Genomic DNA, 25547 nt, shown 5'->3' on the forward strand with positions numbered 1-25547 from the left:
ACTGACGGTCAGAAACGGTTAGTTGAGCACCTGGAGCTGGTTGACCTGGAGTTGCACGGGCAGGCTGGCGACCTCGAGGGTCAGCGGGTCCCAGGGCGCCGGGCCGTTGGGGTTGTTGTTGTCGACGGTGGTGACGGTCCACGTCTCGGTGGCCACCGGCCAGTACCCGCCGCCGGGGGACGGTGCGGCGCTGGGTGCGGGCGCACCGGTCGGGGGCGCGCCGTTGGCGGGCGAGATCGAGCCGAACCTCCAGTAGCAGGCGCCGGCGGGCGGGTTGTTCTCCATGCCGTCCGCGTACGGCACGCCCGGGCCGTTGCAGTCCGCCTCCGCCTCCTTGCCGTTGGCCTGGTAGCCCATGTCCCAGGCCACCTTGGTGAGCGTGGCGGTGGCGGTGACGCTGATGCCGTTGAGGTTCACGGTCTGGCTCTGCGGGCCGATCGTCTCCGGGTCGGGTGCGTCCGCGGTGCCGTGGTCGTACCAGAGGAAGACGGGGACCGTGACCAGGGACTTGCCGGTGGGGGCGGTGTGGATCACGGGGCGGATGAACTGAAGCTTGCCGATGGCCATTTGGGCCACCGTGCCGGGAGTCGGGGCCGGAGTGCCGGCGTTGGGGGCCTGGGCGAGCCAGCTGATCGTCGAGTACGTGGGGTTCCCGTTGGCGTCCCAGCAGGACTGCAGGTAGGGGGTTTTGCCCGGCTGGGACGGCTGCCCCTGCAGGGCCGGATCCGAGGGGTCGAGCGCCTTGAAGTAGCAGCCCTGGCCGCTGTCACTGCTGTTGTCGAACCACCCCAGGTCAGGGTCCCAGCACGGCTTCTGGATGCCCTTCCAGGAGCAGACCGGCTCGCCGCCCCCACCGCTGGAGCCGTTGTTCCCCTGCCCGCCGCCGGGTGAGCCACCGCTGCCCGACTGGGAGAGTTCCACGCAGATCGCCAGCACCAGGCACTGGTTGATGCCGCCGGTCGGTGCGTCCGCCCGCGCCGGAATGGTGGCGCCGGCCAGCAGGCCGGTCAGCAAGGCGAGTAGTCCGAGGTGTCGTCGCAAGGTCCTCAGCATGTCCGACCCGTCTCACGGTTGAACTCGAAGACTTTCCAGAAGGCGCCGCTGCTCCGCAGCACGGCGGTCGCCGGATACCGGGTCAGGCGCTGTGGCGCGTCCTTCAATGATCCGGTAGTCGCATCGGCCTGGTGCCAGCCGCTGGCATCCACACAGTCGGAGATTACCGCTGTCTGGGAAGTGCCGCTGAGATCAAGACTCTTGACAACAGGATCGAGCACCGGCTGACCGGTCATGACCATTTTGGCGCCTTGCAGCGAACGTAAACTCATAAGAACGTTCGCCAGCGCCACATCGGCGGAGTACACCCGCACCTGGGCCCCCTGGGGATCGCCCCCGGCATACGCCTTCACCTGCGCCGCCCACCAGTCCTGATAGGTCTTCAGCACCACCCGACCGACGGCCTCCTGCGGGCCGCTCGTCGGCGCTTGAGCCCCCCCGCCCGACGCACTGGTCGAACTGCCCGCACCGGGCCCTGTCGAAACCCCGTTCCCCCCACCGGTTTCGCCGCCCCCAACCGTCCCATTGGTACCAATCACCCCACTGGGATCAGCGCTTGACAAATGACTCGCGCTCCCCGCGCCGCCCTGTGCGCAGGCCGCAGTGAAAAGCAGCAGCGCCGCACCGACCCCGATCGCCCGTAGACGTACCCGTAGGCGTAACAAAGCCCTGCCACGGCCCATAGCCCCACCTAGTCGCGACTGCCCGACAGCTGGCCGGAGTTGGCGGCGTCCCTGCTTGACCGAAAGGCGCCGTCCGTTGCCGAATTGCGATGTGAGGCAGATTGTTCGCCACCGCACCCGCCCGCGGCAACACCTCGGGGCTCTGACCTTAGTCGGAACCCGGATCCGTTGTGGTGTTTTCGCGCCACAGAACAGCCAACAGTTCTTCAGAAACCGACAATCCGGCCAGCGCACCCCGCACCGCCGCCCGATTTCGGAGCAACAACCGGCCACCCGAAGGAGGGACGAGCAGTCTGCCCGGGATGCCTGACGCCAGCTCACCCCAGGCGAGTTCGGCGGCCACCGCGTCCTGCATGTCCGCCGGTCCGACGGCCGGCGGAGCCGTCGGCACCCCGCGCTCCAGCACCCGGGAGAGGGCCCAGCTGAACGATCCCTCACCGCCGGGCACGGTCGCGGAGCGGCTGCGGCGGCCGGTCGGGAACGGGCCGATCCGGCCCCAGAGCGGCACCCGGGAGTGGGTGAGCAGCTCGCCCACCTCCTGGGAGCCGCCGGAGAGCAGCGCCCAGGTGTCCGGGCGGGCCACCACGTCCACCAGCAGCAGCGCCTCCGCCTGGGTGCCGTGCACCATGGTGCTCACCACCCAGTCCCAGGCCAGGCCGCGGCGGTAGGCGTTCTCGGCGGTGCTGCCGGCGGTGACCAGCGCCAGCCGGCGCCCGCGCGGGTCGGCGACCAGCTGGCCGAGCAGCCCGACCACCAGGTGGCGCCCCTCCTGCCGGGCCGCCGCCCGCAGCGCCGTCAGCATCGCGTTGGCGTCCGCCTCGGGCGGCACCACGGTGACCCGGCAGCCCCGGCTGCCGGTGTCGAAGCAGACCGGCGGCAGCGCCCGGGCCAGCGCCTCGGCACCGAGGGCGGCCTGCCCCGAACCCGCGAAGGCCTTGTCCGGCCCGCCGTCGGCGCCGATCAGCACCAGGTCGACGCCGCTCGCCGCTCCCGGAGCCCCCGCTGTCCCGGCCGCCCCAGAAGTCCCAGAAGTCCCCGCCGTCATCCGCCCGTACCCCTCGTCACCGTGTCGCCGCCGTTCGCCGGCACTCCGTCGTCCGGCACTCCCTGTGTTCTCCGGTCCGCTCCGGGACCATGGGCCCTACTGTCCCCCGCCGCGCTGGGCGCACCATCGGGTTATGGACCGTGTCGACCGTATCGAGGATCTGGGCGAGGCCGAGTGCCTTCGGCTGCTCAGCACCGTGCCCATCGGCCGGGTGGTGTACACCGAGCACGCGCTGCTGCGGGTGGTGCCCGTCGAATTCCAGGTCGAGGCGGACGGGCGGCTGCTGCTCGCGCTGGTGCCGGACGGCGCGGCGGCCCGGGCGCTGCACGGCGCGGTGACGGTCTTCCAAGCCGATCGACTGGACGAGGCGAGCCGCACCGGCTGGAGCGTGGTGGTGCACGGCCGGGCCGAGGTGGTCCGCGATCCGGTGGTGCACGCACGGCTGCTGCGCACCGGCCTGCGGCCCTGGGCGAGCACGGCCGAGCCGCTGTTCGTCCGGCTGACGACGGACCTGGTGAGCGGCCGACGCCTGCACGGCAGGGCCCTGTCCGCGACTGCTTCCGGCCCAGGGAACAACTGACCGACCGGTAGGACTACGCTCCCCAGCACGGGTGGTAGGCCGTCCGCCCGTCCGTGCCCCCGACCGGCCGTGGAGCGCTCCATGACGTCCTTCGCCTCCCTCGACGAGCTGACCGCGGCGGTCGGCACCGAGCTCGGCACCAGCGCCTGGCACACCGTCACCCAGGAGCAGGTGAACCTGTTCGCCGAGGCCACCGGGGACCACCAGTGGATCCACGTGGACCCGGAGCGCGCCAAGGAGGGCCCGTTCGGCGGCCCGATCGCGCACGGCTACCTGACCCTGTCGCTGATCCCGCTGCTGGCCAAGGAGTGCTACAGCGTCGGCGGGGTGCGGATGGCGGTCAACTACGGCTCCGACAAGGTGCGCTTCCCGGCCCCGGTGCCGGTCGGCACCCCGGTGCGGGCCACCGCCGAGCTGCTCTCGGTGACCGAGGTGCCGGGCGGGCACCAGGCGGTGGTGCGGTTCACGGTCAGCAGCGAGGCCAGCGCCAAGCCGCACTGCGTGGCCGAGACGATCACCCGCTTCTACCTCTGACCCCTCTCCGAGGGCACCCGACGGTGCGTCAGGCGCGCACAACTGACGCACTGTCGGTCCGGGCACGCCCGAACGGCGGTCGTCCCGCGCATCTACCGCGCCCGAACGAGGGCCCTTCGGTACGCTGCGGACGAGATGGTGATCGTATCGAGCGGCTGCCGGACGTCACGGCGCGGCTCCGTTCGCCGCGCCGCCGTCGACGTCCACGCGTCTTGGAGGTGCTGTGCTCGGCTCCGCTCCCGACTCTTCTCCGATCACCCGGCTTCGCGACCTGACGGCCGCCGGCTGGCGGCGAGTGCGGACGGACGCCTTCGGCGCCGAACCGACCGGCGCGCGCCTGGCCCGGATCCTGGCCAGCCCCAACTTCGTGGACGGCGCCTTCCGCAACCCGGTGCCGACCCGCCGCGTGGTCTATGAGCGCTCGCCGCTGGAGATCACCCGGGCCCAGCTGGCGAGCAACCGCGCGCGCCGGGCGCCGGCCCGCCCGATCCCGGTGCACCGGCTGCGGTCGGCGGAGCTGGCGGAGCCGCCGGCCTCGGGGCTGCGGCTGAGCTGGCTCGGCCACGCCACCGTGCTGGCCGAGCTGGACGGGCGGCGGGTGCTGTTCGACCCGGTGTGGGGGCTGCGCTGCTCGCCGTTCCCCGGGATCGGTCCCAGGCGGCTGCACCCGATGCCGATTCGGATCGCCGACCTCGGCCCGGTGGACGTGGTGGTGGTGTCGCACGACCACTACGACCACCTGGACATGACCTCGATCCGGGCGCTGATCGGCAGCGGCGCGCAGTTCGCGGCCCCGCTGGGGGTCGGCGCGCACCTGGAGCACTGGGGCGTGCCCGCCGAGCGGATCACCGAGCTGGACTGGTGGGAGTCGGCCGAGGTGGCCGGTCTCACCCTGACCGCCACCCCGGCCCGCCACTACTGCAGTCGCGGTCCGCGGACCAGCAGCCACTTCCTCTGGGCGTCCTGGGCGGTGGCCGGGCCGCAGCACCGGGTCTTCCACAGCGGCGACACCGGCTACTTCCCCGGGTTCGCCGAGACCGGGCGGCGGCTGGGCCCGTTCGACGCGACCATGGTGCAGGTCGGCGCCTACAGCCCGTTCTGGCCCGAGGTGCACATGACCCGGAGGAGGGCGTGCAGGCGCATCTGGAGCTGCGCGGCGAGCTGCTGCTGCCGATCCACTGGGGCACCTTCAACCTGGCGCAGCACGCCTGGGAGGAGCCGGTGGAGCGGACCCTGGCGGCGGCCGCGGTGCTCGGTGCCGAGGTCGCGGTGCCGGTGATCGGGCGGCCGTTCGAGCCGGCCGCGCCGCCCGCGCTGGAGCCGTGGTGGCACGCGGTGGCCGCGCCCGGCCTGCCGGTTCCGGTGGACGGGCTGGCGCCGGCGGACGCGGAGTCGGCGCTGGCGGCGGCCGGGCGGGAGGACGAGGTCCCGGCCTGACGCGCTTTGGCTACCCACCAGTAACCAGGGTGGGATGATCTGCCAGTATGTCGGGATGACGATCGACGCGCCGGCCCGGGAGCAGCATCCGGGTGACCCCCAGCCCGTGCCCTTCCAATCCCTGCTGCGGATCGAGGAACTGGACGAGAACCTCTACCGCGGCTGGTGCCACGCCGGCGCCCCGCTGCGGGCGTTCGGCGGCCAGGTCGCCGCGCAGGCCCTCACCGCGGGCGGTCGCACCGTCGACCCGGCACGGCACGTGCACTCGCTGCACGGCTACTTCATGCGGCCGGGCGATCCGCGCCGACCGATCGTCTACCAGGTGGAGCGCCTGCGGGACGGCCGCTCCTACGCCACCCGCCGGGTCACGGCGGTGCAGCGCGGCGAGGCGATCTTCACGCTCTCCGCGTCGTTCAAGGTCCTGGAGACCAGCCGCGAGCGCCAGCGCACCATGCCGCCGGTGCCGGGCCCGGAGGGGCTGGAGGACCCGTTCCCCACCTGGGCCGCGAACGACCCGGACGACTTCCGCAGGGCCCTCGGCTACCACTCGCTGGAGATCCGGTTCGTGCCGCCGGAGGCACCGGGCATGCCGCCGGAACTGCCCGGGGTGCCGCAGCAGTTCGTCTGGCTGCGCACCGGCACGCCACTGCCCGCCGACGACCCGCTGATCCAGACCTGCGCGCTGACCTACCTCTCCGACCTGACCCTGGCCTCGACCACCGCGCTGCACCTGCAGAAGCACGCCTTCCAGCGCACCGATCCGACCAAGGTGTCGCTCGCGTCGCTGGACCACGCGATGTGGTTCCACCGCCCGATCCGGGCCGACGAGTGGGTGCTGTTCGCCCAGCGCAGCCCGTCGGCGTCGGACGGGCGCGGGCTGGCGCTCGGCGAGTTCTACGACCGCGACGGGGTGCTGGTGGCCTCCGCCGTCCAGGAGACCCTGCTGCGGGAGCTCAGACACACGGGCGACTGAGGCGGCCCCCGACAGCGGCGGGCCTCATGGGGTGCCGACCCCCGCCGTGCGGTGGCGGGGGCCGGCGGAGCGGGCCCGGCAAGCTGCCGCCACGCTGGCGAAATGACGCAGTGAACGCCGGACTTGCCATGATCCGTTTCGATGTGTGCCACCTGGGCTGCGTTCATCCCGGTGTCGTCATCGTTTAACACCGGAGTGGAATGCTCCTCATCATGGACGAACCGCGCTTCCCCGACCGCTCGCCGCTGAGTGGTCACGACCCCGTTGACCAGGTGCGCTTTCCGCTGCCCAAGCGCCACCGCCGACTGCTGGCGTGCGCCGCGGTGGCCGCCTCGGTGGCGCTCGGCGGCCTCGGCGTGGGCGCCACCGTGGAGACCGTCGGGCACCAGCAGGTCTCGGTCAACGCGGGCGCGGCGCACTGATTTTGACGTTCCGTCAAGCAGTAGTACTGGCGACCCTGACGTTCCGTCAGGCAGCCCTCCTCAGCGACGGGAATGCCGCCCCGTCCCGCCCGCCGGCAGCTCGCCGAGCTCCGCCGCGTAGCGGGCGGCGGGCGCCAGCAGCCGCCAACCGCCCCGGCCGGCCCCGGCCGCCGGGGCCGGGGCGATCAGGCCCAGGTGGTGCAGCAGCTCCAGCACCTCGCGCCGGAACGCGGCGCGGTCCGACAGATGGGCCCGGCGCTCGGCGTCGCCCCCCGACTCCTCCGGGTGCCACTCGTCGGCGACGTCCCCGAGGATCCCGTCTATCAGCGCCTCCGCGATCGGCACCCCGACCTCCGCCGGCTCGCCCGGCAGCGGCCGCAGCTCCTCCACCAGGCGCTCCACCAGCAGCAGCGCCGCCTCCGCCAGCGGCCCGGGGCCGGGCAGCCTGAGGTCGGTCAGCTCGCCGGCCGGGTCGAGCAGCGCCACGCCCTCCGTCCGGATCTCGGCGACCAGGCCGAGGAAGTCGGCGAACAGCTCCGCCTCCCGCTCCCGGGCCTCCCAGAGCCACTCATGCTCCAGCCCGGTGAGCTCCTGCACCAGCAGCACCGGGGTCTCGGCCAGCCGCCGGCGCACCGCGACCGGGATGGTGGTGCGCGGCACCGGCGGGTCCTCCGGCTGGGCCGGCCGGCAGGCGGCGGCCAGCGCGGCGGCCAGCGCATGGTCCGCGCCGTGCCAGGCCTCGGGCAGGTCGGTGATCGCCCGCCACTCGGTCAGCTGGGCGACGGCGGCGGCCAGGTCGGCCGTCTCGACGGTCAGCGACTCGGCGGCGCAGGTCTCAGCGATCCGGGTGGCGAGCTGGCCCGGGGGCCAGCGGTCCGGGCCGAGCAGCACCACCGCGAGGGCCGCCGCGAGCGCCGCATAGCGCCGCGGCGTGCCCGGGGCGCCCGCCAGCAGCAACTGGCGTCCGGCACCCGGGCCGAGCTCGGCCTTGACCAGCCGGGCGAAGCCGTCCCCGGCGATCAGCGGGTAGCCGAGCAGCTCGGCGAACCGCTCGGCGAGCCAGGCGACATGACGGTGGATCAGGGCGAATGCCGGTGCGTCGGCGGTCACCAGCGGCTGGGCGAGCAGTAGCCGGGCGGCGGCGCGCCGCTCGGTGGCCTGCACGGCGCTGGCCTCGCGCTTGCGGTGCCGTCCCGCGCTGCCGCGGACGGCCGGTACGGTGCCCGCGGAGGCCGGGCGGCGGCCCCGCCGGGCCCGGGGCAGCGGTTGATGGACCGTCGGGCCGTGCCACCAGCTGACCGCCGGCAGATCGGCGGCGGCCGGCGCGGGGGCGGTGCCGAAGTGCCGGGCACCGTAGAGGCCGAACGCGTCGGTGAACAGCTCGTGCGCCTGGCACGGCTCGCAGGCGGCGAACCGGCGGGCCAGCAGCAGCAGCTGGTCGGCCTCGGGCTGCCGGCTGCGGGTGGGCTCGGCGGCGGGGGCCGCGAACTCGGTGCGCCTACGGAGGGTCATGGTACCGCCGGGCAGTTCGGTGCCGTGCAGCGCTCCGCCCCCGTTCACGCGCCCCTCCGCCGTGCCGCCCGTCTCGCCTGCCGTCTTGCCTGCCGCCTTGCTGCGGGAGCCACCGATGACTCCCGACGGGACAGCCTAAGGCACCTGACGGGGCGCCCGTGGACGACGCGGGTCGGTGCGCCCTCTACGCGTCGGTAACAATGTCTTCCGGCCGACCCGCCACGTCAATTATCGTGCCGTAGTTCCCGTACCAACTCACGCCGGAGATCCGTTGTCCCGGGATCCCCGTCCTCAGCCCGGAGGGCATCAGCGCATGTTGCACAGCCTCACCACCAGCGGCCGTCTCGCCGGGCGGGCCCGCGGCCTGTTCTCCGCCTTCGCGGCGACCTCGGCCGCGCACCTCGGCTCGCTGCTCACCGGCACCTCGGTGGCCGAGCAGGCGACCAAGCCCGCCCTGATGCCGCTGCTGGCCGCGCACGCGGTCGCCACCGAGGGGCCGACGCCGTCGCTGCTCACCCCCGCGCTGGTGGCCAGCGCAGCGGGCGACGTGCTGCTGCAGTTCGACTCCGAGCCCGCGTTCCTGGCCGGTATGGGCTCCTTCGCGGCGGCACACGTGTGCTACATCGCGATGTTCGCCAAGCAGGGCGCGATGACGGACCGTCGGCGGCTCGCCATCGTGGCGGCCGGCTACGCGCTGGCCTGGGCGGTGCTGCTCAACCAGCTCTGGCCGGGGCTGGGCGCGCTCAAGGTCCCGGTGGCCGGCTACAGCCTGCTGCTGGCCAGTACGGCGGTGGCCTCCACCGGCCTGGGCGTGCGGGCCAGCCTGGGCGGCGGGCTCTTCCTGCTCTCCGACACCCTGATCGCCACCCGCCTGGCCGGCTGGAAGCAGCTCCCGGGCCACGAGTTCTGGATCATGTCGACCTATCTCGTGGCCCAGTACCTGCTGGCCACCGCCGCCCTCAAGGCGGAGGCCCAGCGCGCGCAGTGACTAGAGGTCGAGCTAGAGGTCGAGGTCGACCACGACCGGCGCGTGGTCGGAGGTGCCCTTGCCCTTGCGGGCCTCGCGGTCGACGTAGCTGTCGCTGACGGCGGCGGCGAACGCGGCGTTGCCGTACACCAGGTCGATCCGCATGCCGCGGTTCTTCGGGAACGCGAGCTGGCGGTAGTCCCAGTAGGTGTAGGGGCGGTCGTACTTGAGGGGGCGCGGCACCACGTCGGTCAGGCCGGCCGCGCGCAGGTCGGCCAGCGCCTGGCGCTCCAGCGGGGTGACGTGGGTCTGGCCCTCGAAGGCGGCCAGGTCGAAGACGTCCTCGTCGGTCGGGGCCACGTTGTAGTCGCCGAGCACCGCGAACGGGCGCTCGGCGGCCGCGTCCTCGGCGATGTCCTGACGGAGCGTCGCCAGCCAGTCCAGCTTGTAGCGGTAGTGCGCGTGGCCCACCTCGCGCCCGTTGGGCACGTAGACCGACCAGACCCGCACCGGCCCGCAGGTGGCCGCGATGGCGCGCGGCTCCAGCTCGGGCAGCAGCGCGTCGTCCGCCTGGTAGCCGGGCTGGTTGGGCAGGCCGCGCACCACGTCGGCGAAGCCCACCTTGGAGATGATCGCCACGCCGTTCCACCGCCCGGTGCCGTGCGCCTCGGTCTCGTAGCCGAGCTCCCGCACCGCGTCGTAGGGGAAGGCGTCGGTGGCGACCTTCAGCTCCTGCAGGCAGAGCACATCGGGCTTGGCGCCCTCCAACCACTCCAGCAGCTTGGGCAGCCGCGCGGTCACGGAGTTGATGTTCCAGGTGGCGATGCGCAGGGTCACGACGAAGGCCTTAGCTAGCGGACGGAACGGACATTCAACAACTGAGGACATTGACTACCGACGGGCGCCCGGAGGTCACCCGTCCTCGAATCTACCGCCGCCCACCGACAGGACCGGTCAGGGCCGGCTCCTCAGCGGTCCAGCCGGACCACCGCCGCCGACCCGCCGCCGCGGCGCACCGGCTCGGCGGCGGCCAGCCAGCGCCCGTCCGGCAGCCGCTCCACGCCGGTGGCCCCGCCGATCTCCGGATCGAGCGTGAAGGTCTGCCCCAGCGCCTTCAGCCCGTTCAGCTCGGGCAGCGCCAGGAAGGCCGGCTCGGCCTCGGTGGCGGCCAGGTTGCGCTGGCTGGCCCGGGGCGCGGCGATCGCCTGCTCCAGGCCGAGGCCGCGGTCGATCCGGCCGAGCAGCACCTGCAGCACCGTGGCATGCGCGTCGTAGTAGACGAATTGACTTCCGATCCCCGCGCTAGGGCGCGGGGATTCCTACCACGGCCGGGTGGCCGTCTCGGTGGGCTCCTGCTTCTTCGCGCTGTGCCGGAATGGTTCCGGTCTTACCCGCGCTCGACAGGCTGTCACCGCCACTGATTGCATCGAAGGGGGCCAAGGCCGACTCCTGCTGGGCGTACCCCCCTCGGCGCCTCTCCCGGGAGCAATCAGGTGAACCCCGCGCCCCGGCGGCCCGCGCTGCCACTCGGGCGGCCCGCTCGCGCCCAGACTGGGCCGAAAGGGGACCGAGGAGAGGTGCGCGGCGGATGCGGCGGCGGTTGCGGAACGAGCAGCTGAGGCGGGACAAGGCGGCGCGGGTGACCGAGCTGCGCGGACAGCGGGAGCAGGCCCGGCACGCCGCCGTGGATTCGCGGCACCGGGAGCTGGCCGAGGGCGCCGAGGCCGGGGCCGACTACCTCGACGGGCGGCTGCCGTTCCTGGACGCGGCCAAGGGCCTGGTGCGCAAGGTCTTCCCGGACCACTGGTCGTTCCTGCTCGGCGAACTGGCGCTCTACAGCTTCATCCTGCTGCTGCTCACCGGCGTCTACCTGACGTTCTTCTTCAGACCCTCGATGGGCGAGCTGGTCTACCAGGGCAGCTATCTGCCTTTGCACGGCGTGCGGATGACCGAGGCCTACGCCAGCACCCTGCGGATCAGCTTCGATGTGCGCGGCGGGCTGCTGATCCGGCAGATGCACCACTGGGCGGCGCTGGTCTTCGTGGCCTCGATCGGGGCCCATCTGCTGCGGATCTTCTTCACCGGCGCCTATCGCCGCCCGCGCGAGGTGAACTATCTGATCGGCCTGACACTCTTCCAACTCGCCCTGGTGGAGGGCTTCGCGGGCTACTCGCTCCCCGACGACCTGCTCTCCGGCACCGGTCTGCGCACCGCCCACGGGTTCATGCTGGCCGTCCCGCTGGTCGGCACCTACCTCGCATTCTTCGCATTCGGCGGCGAGTGGCCCGGCCAGGACATCGTGCCGCGCCTCTACACCACCCATGTGCTGCTGCTGCCAGGGCTGTTGCTGGCCCTGGTGACAGTGCATCTGATCCTGGTGTTCTACCTCAAGCACACCCAGTGGGGCGGCCCGGGCCGCAGCGGCCGCAATGTGGTCGGCAAGCCGGCCTTCCCGCACTTCGCCGTGCAGACGGGCGCGTTGCTGGCACTGGTCTTCGGGGTGGTGGCGGTGCTGGCGGCGGTCGGGCAGGTCAACCCGATCTGGAACTACGGCCCGTACCGCCCCGACCAGGCCTCGACGGACGCCCAACCCGACTGGTACATGGGCTTCCTGGAGGGCGCGCTGCGGCTGATGCCGGGAACCGAGACCAGGCTCTGGGGGCACACCGTGTCGTGGAACCCGCTGCTGCCGACGATCGTGTTCCCGATCGTGCTGTTCATCGCGCTGTACGCGTATCCGTTCGTGGAGCAGTGGATCACCGGCGACCGCAGCGAGCACCACCTGTGCGACCGGCCGCGCAACCGGCCGACCCGCACGGCGGTGGGGGTGGCAGGCTTCACCGGGTACGCGGTGCTGCTGATGGCCGGCGGGCAGGACGTGCTGGCGTACTGGTTCGACGTCTCGGTGAACGATCTGAACTGGGCGCTGCGGATCGGTCTGTTCGTGGCACCGGCGGCGGCGTTCTGGCTGACTCGCTGGCTCTGCCTGGCACTTCAGGCGCGGGACCGGCAACGGTTCGACTCCGGGGTGCCGACCGGGTTCGTGCGGCAGTCGGCGGCGGGCGGCTTCGAGCAGGACCACGATCAACTGACCGTTCGTCAGAAGTTCACCCTGGCCATGGACCGGGCACCGGAACCGATGGCGGCCGCCGACGACTCGCGGCGGGAGCGGCTGCGGGCGGCGCTGAGCGGGTGGTACTACCGGGACCGGGCGCGTTGAACACACTGAAACACGTTGAACACCCCCTTGTTTCCAAGGATCTGACTGCGCGAAGCTATCGCGCATGATCAAGGTGTTCTCAGTGAGACTGGGGTCTACGAAAGTCCCGTTCGGGCAGTTCTATGGCGGCCTGGACGGTTGGCGCGGTATGCAGGCGGTCTACCGGTTCGCCACCGACAAGAAGCACTTCATCATCGTCCCGATCCATGCCTACCTGATCGACCACCCCGAGGAGGGGCTGATCCTGGTCGACGCCGGTATCAACTGGCAGCAGACCCATGAACACGGCGACTACTACCGGGGAATCGCCCACTACCTCTTCGACGAGGACGAGTACCAGCTCAGCCGCGAGGAGGAACTCCCCGCCGCACTGGCGCGGTTGGGCTACCGCGCCGAGGATGTCCGCAAGGTCGTGGCGACCCATCTGCACGAGGACCACATCGGCGGCCTCTCCTACCTCCCCAACGCCGAACTGGTGATCAGCAAGGACGAGTGGACCAATCGCCACTGGAAGCTCTTCGGCTTCCTCCCGATGGTCTACCAGCCGTCGCTGGAGGCGGCCCGGAAGATCACCACCATCGACTACGACGCGGGTGCCCACCAGAACTTCGCCGCCAGCCATGACCTCACGGCCGACGGCACCGTCAAGGTGCTGCCCACTCCGGGCCACACTCCGGGACACCTCTGCGTGCTGGTCCAACTCGACGGCTACCAGCTGCTGATCACCGGCGACACCCTCTACACGCTGCGCCACCTCGCCAACGATGACGTCCAGGCCTTCGGGGCGGGCGACTGGGTGCCCAACCAGAACGCCTCGATCCGTCAGATCGCCGAACTCCGGCGACGGATACCGGAGTTGATCCTCGCTCCCGGACACGACCACTCCGACTACCAGTTCAAGCACCTGGCGCCCGGCCTGGCGAAGGGCGGGCTGACGCCCGAGGAGCGGGCCGCCATCCGGGCCTACGAGGAGACGGTCTTCACGGCGGGCGGCCGGCTCCACCCGGAGGCGGTCCCGCGTTACCTCCCGGGCACCGGCGCCGACCACGTGGGGCGGGTCAGCGGCTGAGGCGGATCACGGCGGCCGGGCGGGCCTTCGCGCTACCTGGATCGCCGCGCCCGGTTCACACACCGGCCCGGTGGCCGAGCCTGGCGGGGTAGTCGGGCAGCTCGGCGAGTTCGGCCACCTTCTCGCCCTCCTTGAGCATCCAGTTGAGGATGGCGCGCCGGCTCAGCAGGGTGTTGCGCAGTCGCAGACCGGTGCGGGACTTGGGCGCCAGGAACCTGCCGGTTCGGTCGCCGCCCCGCTGGCAGGTCCTGGCGTAGTCGCGCAGCCGTCGCTCGTAGGCGGGGTAGGCGGCGCGGTGATCGCCGTCGGCGAGGGCGAGTTCACCGGCCAGCACGTAGGCGGCGACGATGCCGGTGCCGGTGCCCATGCCGCCGATGGTGGCGCCGCAGGCCGCGTCGCCGACCAGGGCGATCCGCCCGGACGACCAGCTGGGCAGATCCGCGCGGCTGATCGAGTCGAAGTACAACTCCTGTGCCGCGACCAGGGATTCGAGCATCTGCGGGACCTCCCAGCCGAGACCGGTGAAGGCCTGGGTGATCAGGGCCTTCTGCTGGTCCAGGTCATGGCGGTCGTAGTCGAGCCGGGGCGAGGCGAAGAGCGCGAAGGCACCGGCGGTCTGCGGATCGCGGCGGCCCGCGCCGATGCTGGCGAGCCGGCCGGGGGCGTTGTATCCGACCGAACCGTGCGCAAGGCCGGGGTGGTTGGGGAGTTGCCAGGTGGCCGCGTAGTAGCCGAGGTGGGTGACGTAGCGCTCCTGCGGGCCGAAGGCGAGGCGGCGGACATTGGAGTGCAGCCCGTCCGCGCCGATCACCAGGTCGAACTCGCGCGGTGCGGCGTGCCGGAAGGTGACGTGGACTCCGGTGGCCGTCTCGCTGAGGCCGGTGATCGAGTCGCCGAAGCGGTAGTCGGCGCCGGGGTGACTGTGTTCGTAGAGGAGGTGGGCCAGGTCGCCGCGCTCCACCTCGACCGCGCCGCCCGCGAACTCCGCCGGCAGGTGCAGCAGTTGCCGATTCTTCTGGTCCACGAAGGTGATCGGGTGGCCACCGGTGCTGATCCGGCGCAGCTCGTCCAGCACGCCCATCCGATCCAGCACGGTCAGGTGGGTCTCGCCCCGGAAGTCCACCGCCCGACCGCCGGCGCGGATCGCGGGTGCGAGCTCGACCACGGTGGGTTCGAAGCCGTACCGCGCGAGCCAGTAGGCCAGTGCCGGACCGGCGATGCTCGCGCCGGAGATGAGAACGGTCTTGCCCATGATCCTGCCCCCTCATGTCAACTGTGTCCGCTGGACACTATTCGATGTGTGTACTGTAGACACAGTTTTCGGCGAGCGGCAAGGGGCAGGCAGTGAGCGACGAACCGAATGCGGCCATGCGCCTGCTGTGGGGCCCGCCCCCGAAGCCCACCCGGGGCCCGAAGCCGGCGCTCTCGCCGGCAGGCATCGCAGAGGCCGGCATCGAGATCGCGGACTCGGAGGGCCTGGCGGCGCTGTCCATGCAGCGCATTGCCGGAGCGCTCGGCTACACCAAGATGTCGCTCTACCGCTATGTGCCGGGGAAGGCCGAGCTGATCGCGCTGATGGTGGAGCAGGCGATGGGCGAGCCCCCGGCGAGCCAGGAGGGCGACTGGCGGGGGCAACTCGGCGACTGGGCACGCCGGTTGTACGCCGTCTTCGCGCACCACCCATGGCTACTGGACGCCACCGTCGGCCCGCGCCCGATCGGACCGGCCGAGGTCTCCTGGATGGAGCGGGGCGTCTCGGCCCTAGCCCACACCCGGCTCACCGGCGCCGAACAGCTCGACGCCCTCGCACTGCTGGCCGGTCACGCTCGCGGGATCGCCGTGCAGGCCCGGGCGAGCTCCCAGCCGGAGTCCCAGCTGACCGCTGTACTAGGCGAGTTGATGACCACCCATCGGGACCGCTTTCCGGCCGTGGCCACCGCGATGGCCTCGGTCGCCGAATCCGGGGGCCAGAACCAGGCCTTGGAGTTCGGCCTCGACCGCATTCTGGCAGGACTGGACGCACTGATCGCGGAGCGGGCCGACCCTTGCTGAGCCGGAGATCGTTTGTGATGATCTAGCGCATGTCCGAAGCTCATGGTCTGTGCCGGTGATCGTCCTCGTCCAACTGCTCTTCGTCCTCATGCCATTGGCCTGCTGGCTCGCGCTCGCGCGGACCCGCGTCGCGGGCACCCTGGTCGGCCTGCTGCTGGCGGGCTGCGCGGTACTGGTCACCGGCGTCCACGAGGACTGGTTCACCACCAGGGCGAAGGCCGAGGTCTACGTCGGCCTGCCCCCCGTCGTACTGCTCCTCGTCGCCGCCGGGGCGCTGGCCGAACGGCGGCTCCGCGGGCCGCGCCCCAAGCGGGTGTACTCCGGCCGGTCCGGCGGTGCCTGGGTGGCACTGGTCGCGTACCTCGTCTTCTTCGGCCTGCTGGGCACCCCGGTCTACCTCATGTTCACTCACGACTCCTTCGTCCCGTCCACCGACGAAGTCCTCCCCCTGCCCTCGGGGTTGGCCCTGCTCTCCAAGGACGACAACGGCGTCTGCGGCTCCGGCACCTGCAGCTCGGGGTGGAGGTCGGCAGCCCCTCCGGCCTCTCCGGCGGCGAGATCGCCAGCCGCCTGCGCACCACCCTGACCAACGACCGCGGCTGGCACCTGGACCACGACAACTCCGGCTGCCGCCCCAACGGCTGGCTCCTGGACCGCCGCCGGCTCTGCCTCAACCTCATCGTCCACGACCGCTCGGTGGACGTCTTCCTGGAGGGCGGGGACACCTATCACGGCTGACCTGGCGAGCAGTCGGTGGATCATCAGGCCGCGCTCGCGGCTACGATAGCGCGGGCCGGCCGGAGCACCCGTACTCCTGGAACGGCGACCGGCTGGAGACGGGCATCGCGCCCGCAGGGGGAGCAACGAGCATGCGGTACGTCGACCTTGACGCCACGATCGGCACGTTGACCGGTGTCCTCGACCCCGGGCCCTACCTCGCGAAGCTCCCCGAGCTGGGCGCCGAGCTGCCCGCGGGCGCGGCGGCGTTCGCCAGTGACCCGGAGCATTACAACTTCACCGGACAGCGTTGTGTGAAGGACCTGCGGCTCGACGGGTTCCTGTCCGAGGCGGGCGAGGCCGACGCCCTGGAGCTGCGGTTCCGGCACAACTGCTGGAAGCACGAGGAGGATCTGGTCATCCGCTACCAGGGGGTGACCGACATCCGACTCGAAGGGGCGAGCCGAGAGGAGCTCGGACCGCTCATCCTGGACGAGATCCTCCCTCATCAGCAGGGCTGCACCCACGAGTTGGCCTTCAGGCCGGGGCGGCTGACGATCACGGCCGGCGACCTCGCAGCCGTCTGGGTCGAAGCGAACTGCCCCGAAGCACCCAAGGGTTGACATCAGGGCAGCGCCAACCTCCGGAAGGCATCGCGGAGGTCGGCCATCGGCTGCCGATCCGTCGTGTAGTAGACCTTGTTGGTGAGCAGGACCGCCCAGCGCCCACGCTTCGGGGACAGCCACATCGCGGTGCCGGTGAAGCCGGTGTGGGTCCAGATCCGGTCGGCGGCCGCGGTGTTGGGAACGGGGTGCCAGAACAGGCCGCGCGGCGGTTCGAGGGTGCCGGTGTGGACGGCGAGCGACAGCTCGGTCCAGGCCGCCCCGAACGCGGGCGGCCGTGCGGGCGCGGTGGCGGGGTCGACCAGGTAGCGCAGGAAGCGGGCAATGTCGCCGGCGGTGGCGAAGGCACCCGCGATGCCGCAGACGCCGCCGAGCAGGCGGGCCGACGGGTCGTGGACGATCCCCGTGAAGCGGATGCCCTCGTCCTGGTCGAACTCCGTGGGGGCGCAGCGGGCTGTCAACTCGGCTGGGAGCGCCCCGAATCGCGTCTCGTGCATCCCGAGCGGGCCCCAGATCCCGGTGGCGGCGAGGCGCTCGAGGGGCTGCCCGGCGAGGTGCTCGGCCAGGTAGCCGAGGATCAGCGCGGCACGGTCGGTGTACTCGACGGCCTCGCCGGGCGGCCGGTGCAGCGCTTCGCGCAGGACACCGGCGCGGATGGCGGCGGGGTCGGTGCCGTAGCGCTGCTCCAGCTCGGCCAACAGGGGGACGCCGGCGGTATGGGTGAGGAGGTGGCGTGCGGTCACCTCGCCCAGGGGGTGGGCGACCACCTCGGGCCAGTAGGTGCGCAGGGGCTGGTCGAGCGGCAGGCGGTCGGCCTCCCAGAGCGCGCCGATGGTGGACCAGACGGCGAGGATCTTGGTGAGGCTGGCGAGGTCGAACAGGGTGTCGGGGCGCATGGGTTCACCGGGGCGCTCCGGGTCCAGCAGGCCTACGGCGCCGGCCTCCTGGGTGCCCGCCGTGTCGCCGACGGCCCACACCGCACCGGGGTACGCGCGCCGGGTGACGCCATCGGCGAGGAGATGGCGGATGCGGTCGGTGGTCGCGGTCATCGGTCCCCGGTTCGCGGTGGGTTGGGTCCCCGTCCGGCCAGCGTAGTGCGTCGCGTGCCGGCAGCCGGGCAGGCGCTCACCAGACCGGGGGGCGCTCTACCCGCGGACCGCCGAGATCAGCCCGCCGGGCCCCTTCTCGCCCTTCGGCGGGGTGCTGATCGGGCGGCCGTAGGCGGCAGCGCGCTCGCGCAGGGTGCGGCTGTCGGCCTCCCAGCCGTGTCCGGCCAGCCAGTCCACCGGGTCGTCGGGCATCTCCGAGACCCACATGGACGCCGCCGATCCCGGCGCGGCGTCCCCGGCGAAGCGCTCGAGCACGCCGCGCGAACCCAATGTCAGCCCCATGCGGCTGCCCGGCGCCGACTGTGCACTGATCCGGGCCAGCAGGAGCTCCACCGCGTCCTCGGGCAGATAGATCAGTAGTCCCTCGGCGATCCACGCGGTCGGTTGGGCCGGGTCGTGCCCTGCGGCGGCCAGCGCGGCCGGCCAGTCCTCACGCAGATCCACCGCGACGGTGATCCGCTCGCAGCGGGCGACGGCCCGCTCCTGGCGCAGCACCGACGCCTTGAAGTCCAGCGGCGCGGCGGTGTCGACCTCGAACAGCCGGGTGCCCTCGGGCCAGTCCATCCGGAAGGCCCGGCTGTCCATGCCGGCGCCGAGCAGCACGACCTGCCGGATCCCGGACGCGGAGGCCTGCTGCAACAGGTCGTCGAGGAACTTCGTCCTGATGACGATGGACAACGACACGGCCAGCCGGCGGCGTCGCGCGGCCTCATCAGCGGGCGGCGGTGAGGAGGGCCACAGGCCACCGGCGGCGGCGAAGGCCTGTGCCAGTGGGTCGCGGAACAGCGCGTCCTCCCGCTGGGTCTCCAGCGCCCGCACCCTGGCCACCCCGACCGCCGTGGCCCACACTCCCGACGGCTGCACTCGCTCCTGATCATCAGTCACCGCGCCAGCCTAGGTGACCGTTTCCAAGGGGTCTGAGGAGGGGGCCAGTTGCATGCGCGGCCAGCCCGTCATGCGCGCACTGCGACCTCGGTGGCAGTCAGGGACGGCGCCGCCTGAGCAGGCTGCCGGCAATCAGCGCGGCGGCGGCCACGGTCATGCCGATGGCGATCCCGGTATGGCGGACGTACCTCACGTCCGGACAGACCCGACCCGTCGCGCTCCTAGCGAAGCAGTGCATGCCTGGGAGCGGCTCGGGCACATGGACGAGCGCGATCACCACCGCGCCCAGGAGGAGAACGATCCCCAGACAGAAGAGGAACACACGTGAGGCCGTCATGCCGCTTGGACGGCCGATGCGCGGCATCCGCTCCCGGCCCGCGTGGTGCACTTCGCAGCAGGGCCGTGGCCTGCACCGGTCCCAAGTCCGTTGCGCCGGCCATGCTTTCGCCGCTTCGGTAGGGGCATCGGCCTGCCGATGCCCCTCAGGCCGCGTCTCCCGCCAGCGTGAAGCAGACGACCTTGTAGCCGGCCGCCTCGTTCACGTCGACGTGCCATTCGGCGGCCAGCGCGTCGACCAGTTCGAAGCCCCGGCCGCCGGCGTCGTCCAGGTCGGCCGCACGCGGCTCCGGAAGCCGGAGCGACCAGTCCCGCACCTCGACTCGGACCGGCTGGCCGCGCAGCGCGGCGAAGGTCACCCGGAAGGGTGTATTGGCGTGGTTGACCGCATTGGTGGCCAGTTCGCTTGCCAGGAGTTCGCAGGCATCCGGATCGCCACCGACGGTCTCGCAGCACCATCTGATGAATCGTCGGACCGCTGGGACCGATACGGGCTCGGCTGCGAAATCTTCGGACCGAATCAGGCGGACTTGCTCACCCAGATGAACGTGATCGAGCAGATTGTGCACGACCCCTCCACAGATCCAGCCGGAGGAGTCGTGCACCATCCAGGGCGCATTACACTCCGCAACCGGCTCATCGCGCTTGGTACGGGAGAGATGTTCCTCGTACGAGGGTCTCGTGCGCAAGCCAATCCCTGATGATCCGTCAAAGTTCACTCGTGAGAGTCATGGTGACTTTTCAGCGCGCTACTCTCGTCCCAGAACGTGGCTGCCGGACAAGGAGGTAGAGCGCGTGGTGACGAAGCCACAGACATCCCGCGCCATGGCGAACGTCGGCCGTCGGCTGAAGGCCCTGCGAATGGACGTTCGGCCACGCCTCACTCAGGCAGTGGTGGGCAAAGCCATCGGCAAGAGCCAGGATCTGGTCTCTCTGATCGAGAACGGCGGCCAACTCCCCACGGACCAGCAACTGCGCAAGATGCTCGACCTCTACGACGTGGACCAGGCGACGCGGCTCGACCTGCTGGCCGAGATCCGGCAGGCCAGGGAGACCGAGGCCGTCTGGTGGACGGAGTATGTGGCCCACTTGCCACGGAACTTGGTCAGGCTCATCGAGCTTGAGGACAGTGCGTCGAAGTTCAGCATTGCGACGGGCGGTCTGGTCCCCTGGCTGTTCCAGACCAAGCAGTACATGCAGAGCCTCGACGAGTTCGGCACACGTGAGGTCGGCGCGGAGCGAAATGCCGCACAGCATGCCGTTCGGGTGAGGCGTCGGGAGATTGTCACCCGCGCCCATCGGCCAGTGGTGGTAGACGCTCTGTTTTCAGAGGCCGCCATCCGTGCGCTGGTCGGCGGCGCACAGGTCATGCGGGGTCAGCTGGAACAGATCGTTGAGATGGCGACGATGCCGAACATCGCCGTGCGCGTCATCCCCTTCAGTGCGGGGGCCGCCGCAGCCTCTCAAGTGAACCTCACCATCTTGGACTTCCCCATCCCCGCTGATCCCGGGGTTGCCACCATGGACACCGGAACCGGTCTTGCGATCATGGATGATTCCAAAGAAGTGCGCGCTCGGCGTCGCTTGTTTGACTACCTGCAAGGAAATGCGCTGAGCCCTGCTGACTCCGTAGACCTGATCAGCGCCGCACTCAAGGAACTATGAACATGCAGAAGCAAGAGCTGTACAACGTCACCCCACCCGTCTCCGAGCGCTTCAAGTCACCGCTCAGCCAGACGAACGGCTCGTGCGTGACTTTCGCACCCATCAAGGACACCAGCGGCCGACTCATCGGCATCTACGTGGGCGACAGCCAGAACCCCGACATCCAGGGAACCCGCTACACCCCCGAAGAGTTCATCGCCATGGCCGACGGCATCGACAGCATCCGCAAGCGCCTCGGCCTGTAAGGCAGTTGCCCCCACCCCGCCTCGCCTACCGAGGCGGGGGTGTTGCGGTTCCCGTCACGGCTCGCCGATCCGCTTCTCGAACCAATGGTGGGCGTACGGCTCGTCGTTGAAGGCCGCGACCTCCTGGAAGCCGTACGAGTGGTACAGCCCGATCGCCACCGTGAGCGCCTTGTTGGTGTCCAACCGCAGCACGGTGCAGCCGGCTTGCGCAGCTCGCGCCTCCAACTCGCCCAGGAACCGCCTGGCGAGGCCGAGCCCTCGGGCGTCGGGCGCGACCCACATGCGCTTGATCTCGGCCGGGGCGCCCGGCGGCAGCTTCAGGCCGGCGCAGCCGACGGGCTCGCCGTGCAGCCGGGCGACCAGGAACCGGCCGCGCGGCGGCCGGAGTTCGCCCGCGTCGGGCAGCAGGCTGCGCGCCGGGTCGAAGCCGGTCTCGAAGCACTCCTGCATTTCGGTGTAGTAGGCCCGCAGGCAGTGCCGGGCGTCGGGGTGCTCCGGGTCGACGGTGTCCAGCGTGACGGTGGCGGCGGTCAGCAGCCGGTCGACCTCGGCCATGGCGGCGACCAGTCGGGCGCGCTGGGCGGTGTTGAGCGGCCCCAGCAGGGCGCCGGCCAACTCGTCGCTGCGGGCGTCGAGCGCAGCGCGTTCCACACGGCCGGCACCGGTGAGCCGGACGGTGCGCACCCGCCTGTCCTGGGGCTGCGGCTCCACCGTCACCAGGCCGTCGGCCTCCAGGGAGCGCAGCAGCCGGCTGACGTATCCGGAGTCGAGCCCGAGGCGGTCCCGCAGCCGCCGCACGTCCTGGCCCTGTTCGCCGATCTCCCAGAGCAGCCGGGCCTCGCCGATGGGCCGGTCGCGGCCCAGGTAGTGGTCGTGCAGCACGCCCACGCGTTCGGTGACGGTGCGGTTGAACCGCCGCACCCGGTCGATCTGCAACCTGTCCATCCTCTGACCTTAGTCAGAGGATGGACAGGGCGCCGGCAATTTGGCAGGCACACCGCGCCCCCGCTATAGAAGTCCCATGACCTCCTGGCACCTGGCCCCCGAAGCCTTCGACACCGCGGCTGCGACCAGCCTGCGCCGCGACTACTACGACGAGGTCGCCAGCCGCTACTGGCAGCGGCCCGCGACCTCGCAGGAGATCGACGAGGGCCTGACCAACGACGGCGTGGAGCTGCTCACCCCGCCCACCGGGCAGTTCGTGGTGGGCCGTTACGACGGCGAGGCCGCCGCCTGCGGCGGGGTGCTGATGCTGGATGCCGAGTGCGCCGAGCTCACCCGGGTCTATCTGCGTCCCGCCTTCCGGGGCAAGCAGGGCGCGGGCCTCATGCTGGAGGTGCTGGAGCACGAGGCGCGCCTGCTCGGCGCCTCCCGGATGGTGCTCAACACCCGCCTCGACCTGATCGAGGCCCGCTCGCTGTACGTGCGCAACGGCTACCGCGAGATCCCGGCGTACTGCACGGGTCCGTACGTGGAGATCTGCTACGGCAAGGACCTCGGCCAGGCCGACTGAGCCGGCCCCGCCCCTCACTCCTCCCGCAGCGCGTACTGGAACACGAACCCCGTAACGCCCGGTGCCAGCACCCCGAACCCGATCAGCGTCAGCCACCAGCCGTAGATGACCCCCAGCGCCAGCAGCGCCGCGCCCACCGCCGTCCACAGCGGGTAGATGCTCGAAGGCGCGAAGAAGTCCAACGGGCCCGCGCCGTCTGCGACTTCGGCATTCGGGTCATCGGCGAGCCGCTGCCCCGCTTCGCGTGCTGGGCCCAGCAGAAGGCCGCCACCAGCGACGACATCAGGAACGCCACCACCAACGCGGCCTTCCCTGCGGGCTCGTGGGCGAACACCCCGTAGGCCGTGGCGAGGACGGCGAAGAAGCCGGCCCACCCCGTGAACAGCCATGCCTCCGCCTTCATCAGGCAGTCTCCTCTCGTTCCTCTTCGGCAGCGCGGCTGTGGTCCGGGTAGTGCAGGTCGAAGGCCGGGCATTCGGAGCGGATCCTGGGCATGGCACGGAAGTTGTGGCGCGGCGGCGGGCAGGAGGTGGCCCACTCCAGCGAGCGGCCGTAGCCCCAGGGGTCGTCCTCGGTCACCTTGGGACCGGTTCGGCCGGTCAGCCAGACGTTGTAGAGGAACGGCAGGGTGGACAGGCCCAGCGTGAACGCCCCGATGCTGGAGATGGTGTTGAGCGTGGTGAAGCCGTCCGAGGCCAGGTAGTCGGCGTAGCGGCGGGGCATGCCCTCGGCGCCGAGCCAGTGCTGCACCAGGAAGGTGGTGTGGAAGCTCGGGTAGAGCAGCCAGAAGTGCACTTTGCCGAGGCGCTCGTTGAGCATCCGGCCGGTCATCTTGGGCCACCAGAAGTAGAACCCGCCGAAGGTCGCGAAGACCACCGTGCCGAAGAGTACGTAGTGCAGGTGCGCGACGACGAAGAAGCTGTCGCTGACATGGAAGTCGATCGGCGGGGCGGCGAGCAGCACGCCCGTCAGACCGCCGAGCAGGAACGTCGTCAGGAATCCCAGGCTGAACAGCATCGGGGTCTCGAAGGAGAGCGATCCGCCCCACAGGGTGCCGACCCAGTTGAAGAACTTCACGCCGGTCGGCACCGCGATCAGCAGCGAGGTGAGCGAGAAGAACGGCAGCAGCACCTGGCCGGTGACGAACATGTGGTGCGCCCAGACCACGGCCGACAGTGCGGTGATCGCGATGGTGGCGCCGATCAGGCCGGTGTAGCCGAAGATCGGCTTGCGGCTGAAGACCGGCAGGATCTCGCTGATGATGCCGAAGAACGGCAGCGCGACGATGTAGACCTCGGGGTGCCCGAAGAACCAGAACAGGTGCTGCCAGAGCAGCGGGCCGCCGTTGGCCGGGTCGAAGACATGGGTGCCGAACCGGCGGTCGGCCTCCAGGGCGAGCAGCGCGGCGGCGAGCACGGGGAAGGCGAGCAGCGCCAGGATCGAGGTGAAGAGCACGTTCCAGGTGAAGATCGACATCCGGAAGAGGGTCATCCCGGGGCGCGCAGGCAGACGATGGTGGTGATGAAGTTGACCGCGCCGAGGATGGTGCTCAGGCCGGCGACCACCAGGCCCATGGTCCACAGGTCGGCGCCCGTGCCGGGGCTGCGCACCGGGCCGTTGAGCGGCGCGTAGGCGAACCAGCCGAACGAGGCGGCGCCGTTGCTGGTGAAGAAGCCGCCGACCACCATCAGGCCGCCGAGCAGGAACACCCAGTAGGTGAAGGCGTTCAGCCGGGGGAAGGCGACGTCGGGCGAGCCGATCTGCAGCGGCATCACGGCGTTGGCGAACCCGGCGAAGGTGGGGGTGGCGAAGAGCAGCATCATGATGGTGCCGTGGATGGTGAACAGCTGGTTGTACTGCTCGGCGGTGAAGAACTGCAGCCCGGGGCGGGCCAGCTCGGCGCGCATCAGCATCGCCAGGATCCCGGCGAACAGGAAGAACCCGAAGGCGGTGGTGAGGTAGAGGTTGCCGATCGCCTTGTGGTCGGTGGTGGTCAGCCAGCCGAGCACCCGCTCCCCGCGCCGCACCCGCCGCCGCACCGGATCAGCCGTAGCAGCCTGCACCAGCTGAGCCATCCGGTCTCCCTCGCCTCTCCCGCACCGAGCCACGCGAACCACCAGGCCATGCAACCGACCCGGCCACGCGAACCACCAGGCCATGCAACCGACCCGGCCACGCGAACCACCAGGCCATGCAACCGACCCGGCCACGCGAACCACCTGGCCATGCAACCGACCCGGCCATGCAACCGCCTCGGCGGCCCGCCACGCGCGCGCCGCGCCGCCGGTAAAGCGCTTGATGCACCGTCAGGGCGATCGGGAGACTCGGGACATGAAGCAGATCAACGCACGAGAGGCGGTGCTGGAACACTTCCGCTGGGACGGCGGGCATGCCGACGTCTGGGCGGTCTTCCGGGACGGGGCGGCGCTGGCGGCCGTGGTGCGCGGGCTGGCGGAGCCGTTCCGGCGCGCGGGCGTGACGGCGGTGGTCGGGCTGGAGTCGCGCGGCTTCCTGCTGGGCGCGGCGGTGGCCGTGCAGTTGGGCGTGGGGTTCGTACCGGTGCGCAAGGCGGCCGGGCTGTTCCCGGGTGAGAAGCTCATCCGGGAGACCGACCGGGACTACCGCGGGCTGCGGCACACCCTGCGGCTGCAGCGGGCGGCGCTTGGCGAGCGGGACCGGGTGCTGCTGGTGGACGACTGGATCGAGACCGGCAGCCAGGCGGCCGCGGTGCGCGAGTTGGTGCTGGAGTGCGGGGCGGGCTGGGCCGGTTGCGCGGTGATCGTCGACCAGTTGACGGGGCGCCGGCGGCCCGCGCTGGGCCCGATCCACGGGCTGCTGCGGGCCGACGAACTGCCGGCTGCCCTCCATGCCTGAGCCGACGAACTGCCAACAAGTGCTGGGGAGTTG

General features: G+C 71.2%; 27 protein-coding genes and 4 pseudogenes. 17 read left to right on the forward strand and 14 right to left on the reverse strand.

Annotation, left to right across the window (positions count from 1 at the left end; translation table 11 throughout):
- Positions 1-18: 18 nt before the first annotated feature.
- The 3 genes from E6W39_RS07680 to E6W39_RS07690 form a co-directional block, all read right to left on the reverse strand.
- Complete coding sequence (locus E6W39_RS07680) at positions 19-1041, reverse strand: hypothetical protein (protein ID WP_141632876.1); 1023 nt, start codon at positions 1039-1041, stop codon at positions 19-21.
- A 5-nt stretch (positions 1042-1046) separates the two neighbouring features.
- The gene (locus E6W39_RS07685) at positions 1047-1445 is read right to left on the reverse strand and encodes a hypothetical protein (protein WP_141632877.1); all 399 of its coding nucleotides are present in this window, start codon (positions 1443-1445) and stop codon (positions 1047-1049) included.
- Between the two features lie 439 nt (positions 1446-1884).
- Positions 1885-2781: a serine/threonine-protein kinase gene (locus E6W39_RS07690; protein WP_141632878.1), complete on the reverse strand. Its 897-nt coding sequence runs from the start codon at positions 2779-2781 to the stop codon at positions 1885-1887.
- A gap of 133 nt (positions 2782-2914) precedes the next feature.
- On the opposite strand from E6W39_RS07690, the gene E6W39_RS07695 reads away from it, so the two are divergent.
- The 5 genes and pseudogenes from E6W39_RS07695 (at position 2915) to E6W39_RS07715 (ending at position 6727) form a co-directional block, all read left to right on the forward strand.
- Positions 2915-3361, forward strand: a complete 447-nt coding sequence (locus E6W39_RS07695; protein ID WP_141632879.1) for a pyridoxamine 5'-phosphate oxidase family protein — start codon at positions 2915-2917, stop codon at positions 3359-3361.
- Between the two features lie 81 nt (positions 3362-3442).
- Positions 3443-3895 (forward strand): MaoC family dehydratase, encoded by a 453-nt coding sequence (locus E6W39_RS07700; RefSeq protein WP_141632880.1) that lies wholly within the window; start codon positions 3443-3445, stop codon positions 3893-3895.
- Positions 3896-4148: 253 nt separating this feature from the next.
- Positions 4149-5332 (forward strand): annotated as a pseudogene (locus tag E6W39_RS07705) (MBL fold metallo-hydrolase).
- Between the two features lie 55 nt (positions 5333-5387).
- Entirely contained in the window at positions 5388-6305 is a 918-nt protein-coding gene (locus tag E6W39_RS07710; protein ID WP_228718015.1) for an acyl-CoA thioesterase, read from the forward strand.
- A 212-nt stretch (positions 6306-6517) separates the two neighbouring features.
- Positions 6518-6727, forward strand: coding sequence for a hypothetical protein (locus E6W39_RS07715; RefSeq protein WP_141632882.1), 210 nt, complete (start codon positions 6518-6520; stop codon positions 6725-6727).
- Positions 6728-6787: 60 nt separating this feature from the next.
- Here E6W39_RS07715 and E6W39_RS07720 read toward each other — a convergent pair whose 3' ends face one another.
- A complete protein-coding gene (locus E6W39_RS07720; protein ID WP_141632883.1) occupies positions 6788-8287 on the reverse strand; it encodes a DUF2398 family protein in 1500 nt (499 codons plus the stop codon).
- 265 nt (positions 8288-8552) lie between these two features.
- On the opposite strand from E6W39_RS07720, the gene E6W39_RS07725 reads away from it, so the two are divergent.
- Positions 8553-9227, forward strand: coding sequence for a lysoplasmalogenase (locus tag E6W39_RS07725; protein WP_141632884.1), 675 nt, complete (start codon positions 8553-8555; stop codon positions 9225-9227).
- Between the two features lie 12 nt (positions 9228-9239).
- Here E6W39_RS07725 and E6W39_RS07730 read toward each other — a convergent pair whose 3' ends face one another.
- The gene (locus E6W39_RS07730) at positions 9240-10037 is read right to left on the reverse strand and encodes an exodeoxyribonuclease III (RefSeq protein ID WP_141637601.1); all 798 of its coding nucleotides are present in this window, start codon (positions 10035-10037) and stop codon (positions 9240-9242) included.
- Between the two features lie 137 nt (positions 10038-10174).
- Positions 10175-10465 (reverse strand): annotated as a pseudogene (locus tag E6W39_RS07735) (gamma-glutamyltransferase); the annotation flags it as partial.
- 329 nt (positions 10466-10794) lie between these two features.
- Here E6W39_RS07735 and qcrB point away from each other — a divergent pair.
- Together qcrB and E6W39_RS07745 are read left to right on the forward strand one after the other, a co-directional pair.
- Complete coding sequence (qcrB, locus tag E6W39_RS07740) at positions 10795-12426, forward strand: cytochrome bc1 complex cytochrome b subunit (protein WP_181799146.1); 1632 nt, start codon at positions 10795-10797, stop codon at positions 12424-12426.
- 82 nt (positions 12427-12508) lie between these two features.
- Positions 12509-13495: an N-acyl homoserine lactonase family protein gene (locus E6W39_RS07745; RefSeq protein WP_181799147.1), complete on the forward strand. Its 987-nt coding sequence runs from the start codon at positions 12509-12511 to the stop codon at positions 13493-13495.
- 55 nt (positions 13496-13550) lie between these two features.
- On the opposite strand, the gene E6W39_RS07750 is transcribed toward E6W39_RS07745, so the two are convergent.
- Complete coding sequence (locus E6W39_RS07750; protein ID WP_141632886.1) at positions 13551-14747, reverse strand: FAD-dependent monooxygenase; 1197 nt, start codon at positions 14745-14747, stop codon at positions 13551-13553.
- A 92-nt stretch (positions 14748-14839) separates the two neighbouring features.
- On the opposite strand from E6W39_RS07750, the gene E6W39_RS07755 reads away from it, so the two are divergent.
- The 4 genes from E6W39_RS07755 to E6W39_RS07770 all read left to right on the forward strand — a co-directional run bounded on the left by E6W39_RS07755 (position 14840) and on the right by E6W39_RS07770 (position 16887).
- On the forward strand, positions 14840-15547 hold the full coding sequence (locus tag E6W39_RS07755; protein ID WP_228718016.1) for a TetR/AcrR family transcriptional regulator: 708 nt from the start codon (positions 14840-14842) through the stop codon (positions 15545-15547).
- A gap of 55 nt (positions 15548-15602) precedes the next feature.
- Complete coding sequence (locus E6W39_RS07760; protein ID WP_141632887.1) at positions 15603-16133, forward strand: hypothetical protein; 531 nt, start codon at positions 15603-15605, stop codon at positions 16131-16133.
- On the forward strand, positions 16067-16285 hold the full coding sequence (locus E6W39_RS07765) for a hypothetical protein (protein ID WP_141632888.1): 219 nt from the start codon (positions 16067-16069) through the stop codon (positions 16283-16285). Before E6W39_RS07760 ends, E6W39_RS07765 begins: the two co-directional genes overlap by 67 nt.
- A gap of 131 nt (positions 16286-16416) precedes the next feature.
- On the forward strand, positions 16417-16887 hold the full coding sequence (locus E6W39_RS07770) for a hypothetical protein (RefSeq protein WP_141632889.1): 471 nt from the start codon (positions 16417-16419) through the stop codon (positions 16885-16887).
- A 2-nt stretch (positions 16888-16889) separates the two neighbouring features.
- On the opposite strand, the gene E6W39_RS07775 is transcribed toward E6W39_RS07770, so the two are convergent.
- The 4 genes from E6W39_RS07775 to E6W39_RS07790 form a co-directional block, all read right to left on the reverse strand.
- Positions 16890-17936 carry a serine hydrolase domain-containing protein gene (locus tag E6W39_RS07775; RefSeq protein WP_141632890.1) on the reverse strand — a complete coding sequence of 349 codons (1047 nt, stop codon included), beginning with the start codon at positions 17934-17936 and terminating at the stop codon, positions 16890-16892.
- A 96-nt stretch (positions 17937-18032) separates the two neighbouring features.
- Positions 18033-18881: a class I SAM-dependent methyltransferase gene (locus E6W39_RS07780; protein ID WP_141632891.1), complete on the reverse strand. Its 849-nt coding sequence runs from the start codon at positions 18879-18881 to the stop codon at positions 18033-18035.
- Between the two features lie 97 nt (positions 18882-18978).
- Positions 18979-19245 (reverse strand): hypothetical protein, encoded by a 267-nt coding sequence (locus E6W39_RS07785; RefSeq protein WP_141632892.1) that lies wholly within the window; start codon positions 19243-19245, stop codon positions 18979-18981.
- 118 nt (positions 19246-19363) lie between these two features.
- Positions 19364-19681 (reverse strand): ATP-binding protein, encoded by a 318-nt coding sequence (locus E6W39_RS07790; protein WP_228718623.1) that lies wholly within the window; start codon positions 19679-19681, stop codon positions 19364-19366.
- Between E6W39_RS07790 and E6W39_RS41085 the strand changes: the two genes are divergently transcribed.
- The 3 genes from E6W39_RS41085 (at position 19595) to E6W39_RS07800 (ending at position 21127) form a co-directional block, all read left to right on the forward strand.
- On the forward strand, positions 19595-19918 hold the full coding sequence (locus tag E6W39_RS41085; RefSeq protein ID WP_228718789.1) for a hypothetical protein: 324 nt from the start codon (positions 19595-19597) through the stop codon (positions 19916-19918). The two genes, E6W39_RS07790 and E6W39_RS41085, sit on opposite strands and share 87 nt — an antisense overlap.
- A gap of 97 nt (positions 19919-20015) precedes the next feature.
- Positions 20016-20882 carry a helix-turn-helix domain-containing protein gene (locus E6W39_RS07795; protein ID WP_181799148.1) on the forward strand — a complete coding sequence of 289 codons (867 nt, stop codon included), beginning with the start codon at positions 20016-20018 and terminating at the stop codon, positions 20880-20882.
- A 2-nt stretch (positions 20883-20884) separates the two neighbouring features.
- Positions 20885-21127 carry a DUF397 domain-containing protein gene (locus E6W39_RS07800; RefSeq protein ID WP_181799149.1) on the forward strand — a complete coding sequence of 81 codons (243 nt, stop codon included), beginning with the start codon at positions 20885-20887 and terminating at the stop codon, positions 21125-21127.
- 54 nt (positions 21128-21181) lie between these two features.
- On the opposite strand, the gene E6W39_RS07805 is transcribed toward E6W39_RS07800, so the two are convergent.
- The gene (locus tag E6W39_RS07805) at positions 21182-22072 is read right to left on the reverse strand and encodes a bifunctional helix-turn-helix transcriptional regulator/GNAT family N-acetyltransferase (protein ID WP_141632896.1); all 891 of its coding nucleotides are present in this window, start codon (positions 22070-22072) and stop codon (positions 21182-21184) included.
- Positions 22073-22148: 76 nt separating this feature from the next.
- Here E6W39_RS07805 and E6W39_RS07810 point away from each other — a divergent pair, with 76 nt between their 5' ends.
- Positions 22149-22640, forward strand: coding sequence for a GNAT family N-acetyltransferase (locus E6W39_RS07810; RefSeq protein WP_181799150.1), 492 nt, complete (start codon positions 22149-22151; stop codon positions 22638-22640).
- A 14-nt stretch (positions 22641-22654) separates the two neighbouring features.
- On the opposite strand, the pseudogene ctaF reads toward E6W39_RS07810, so the two are convergent.
- A pseudogene (gene ctaF / locus E6W39_RS07815) lies at positions 22655-23115 on the reverse strand (aa3-type cytochrome oxidase subunit IV).
- Positions 23043-24715, reverse strand: a pseudogene (gene ctaD, locus E6W39_RS07820) (aa3-type cytochrome oxidase subunit I). The pseudogenes ctaF and ctaD overlap by 73 nt, the downstream one beginning before the upstream one ends.
- Before the next feature lie 256 nt (positions 24716-24971).
- Here ctaD and E6W39_RS07825 point away from each other — a divergent pair.
- Positions 24972-25514, forward strand: coding sequence for a phosphoribosyltransferase family protein (locus E6W39_RS07825; RefSeq protein ID WP_141632897.1), 543 nt, complete (start codon positions 24972-24974; stop codon positions 25512-25514).
- The last annotated feature ends 33 nt before the right edge of the window (positions 25515-25547 follow it).

It is taken from the genome of Kitasatospora acidiphila (assembly GCF_006636205.1).
GTDB classification, from domain to species: domain Bacteria; phylum Actinomycetota; class Actinomycetes; order Streptomycetales; family Streptomycetaceae; genus Kitasatospora; species Kitasatospora acidiphila.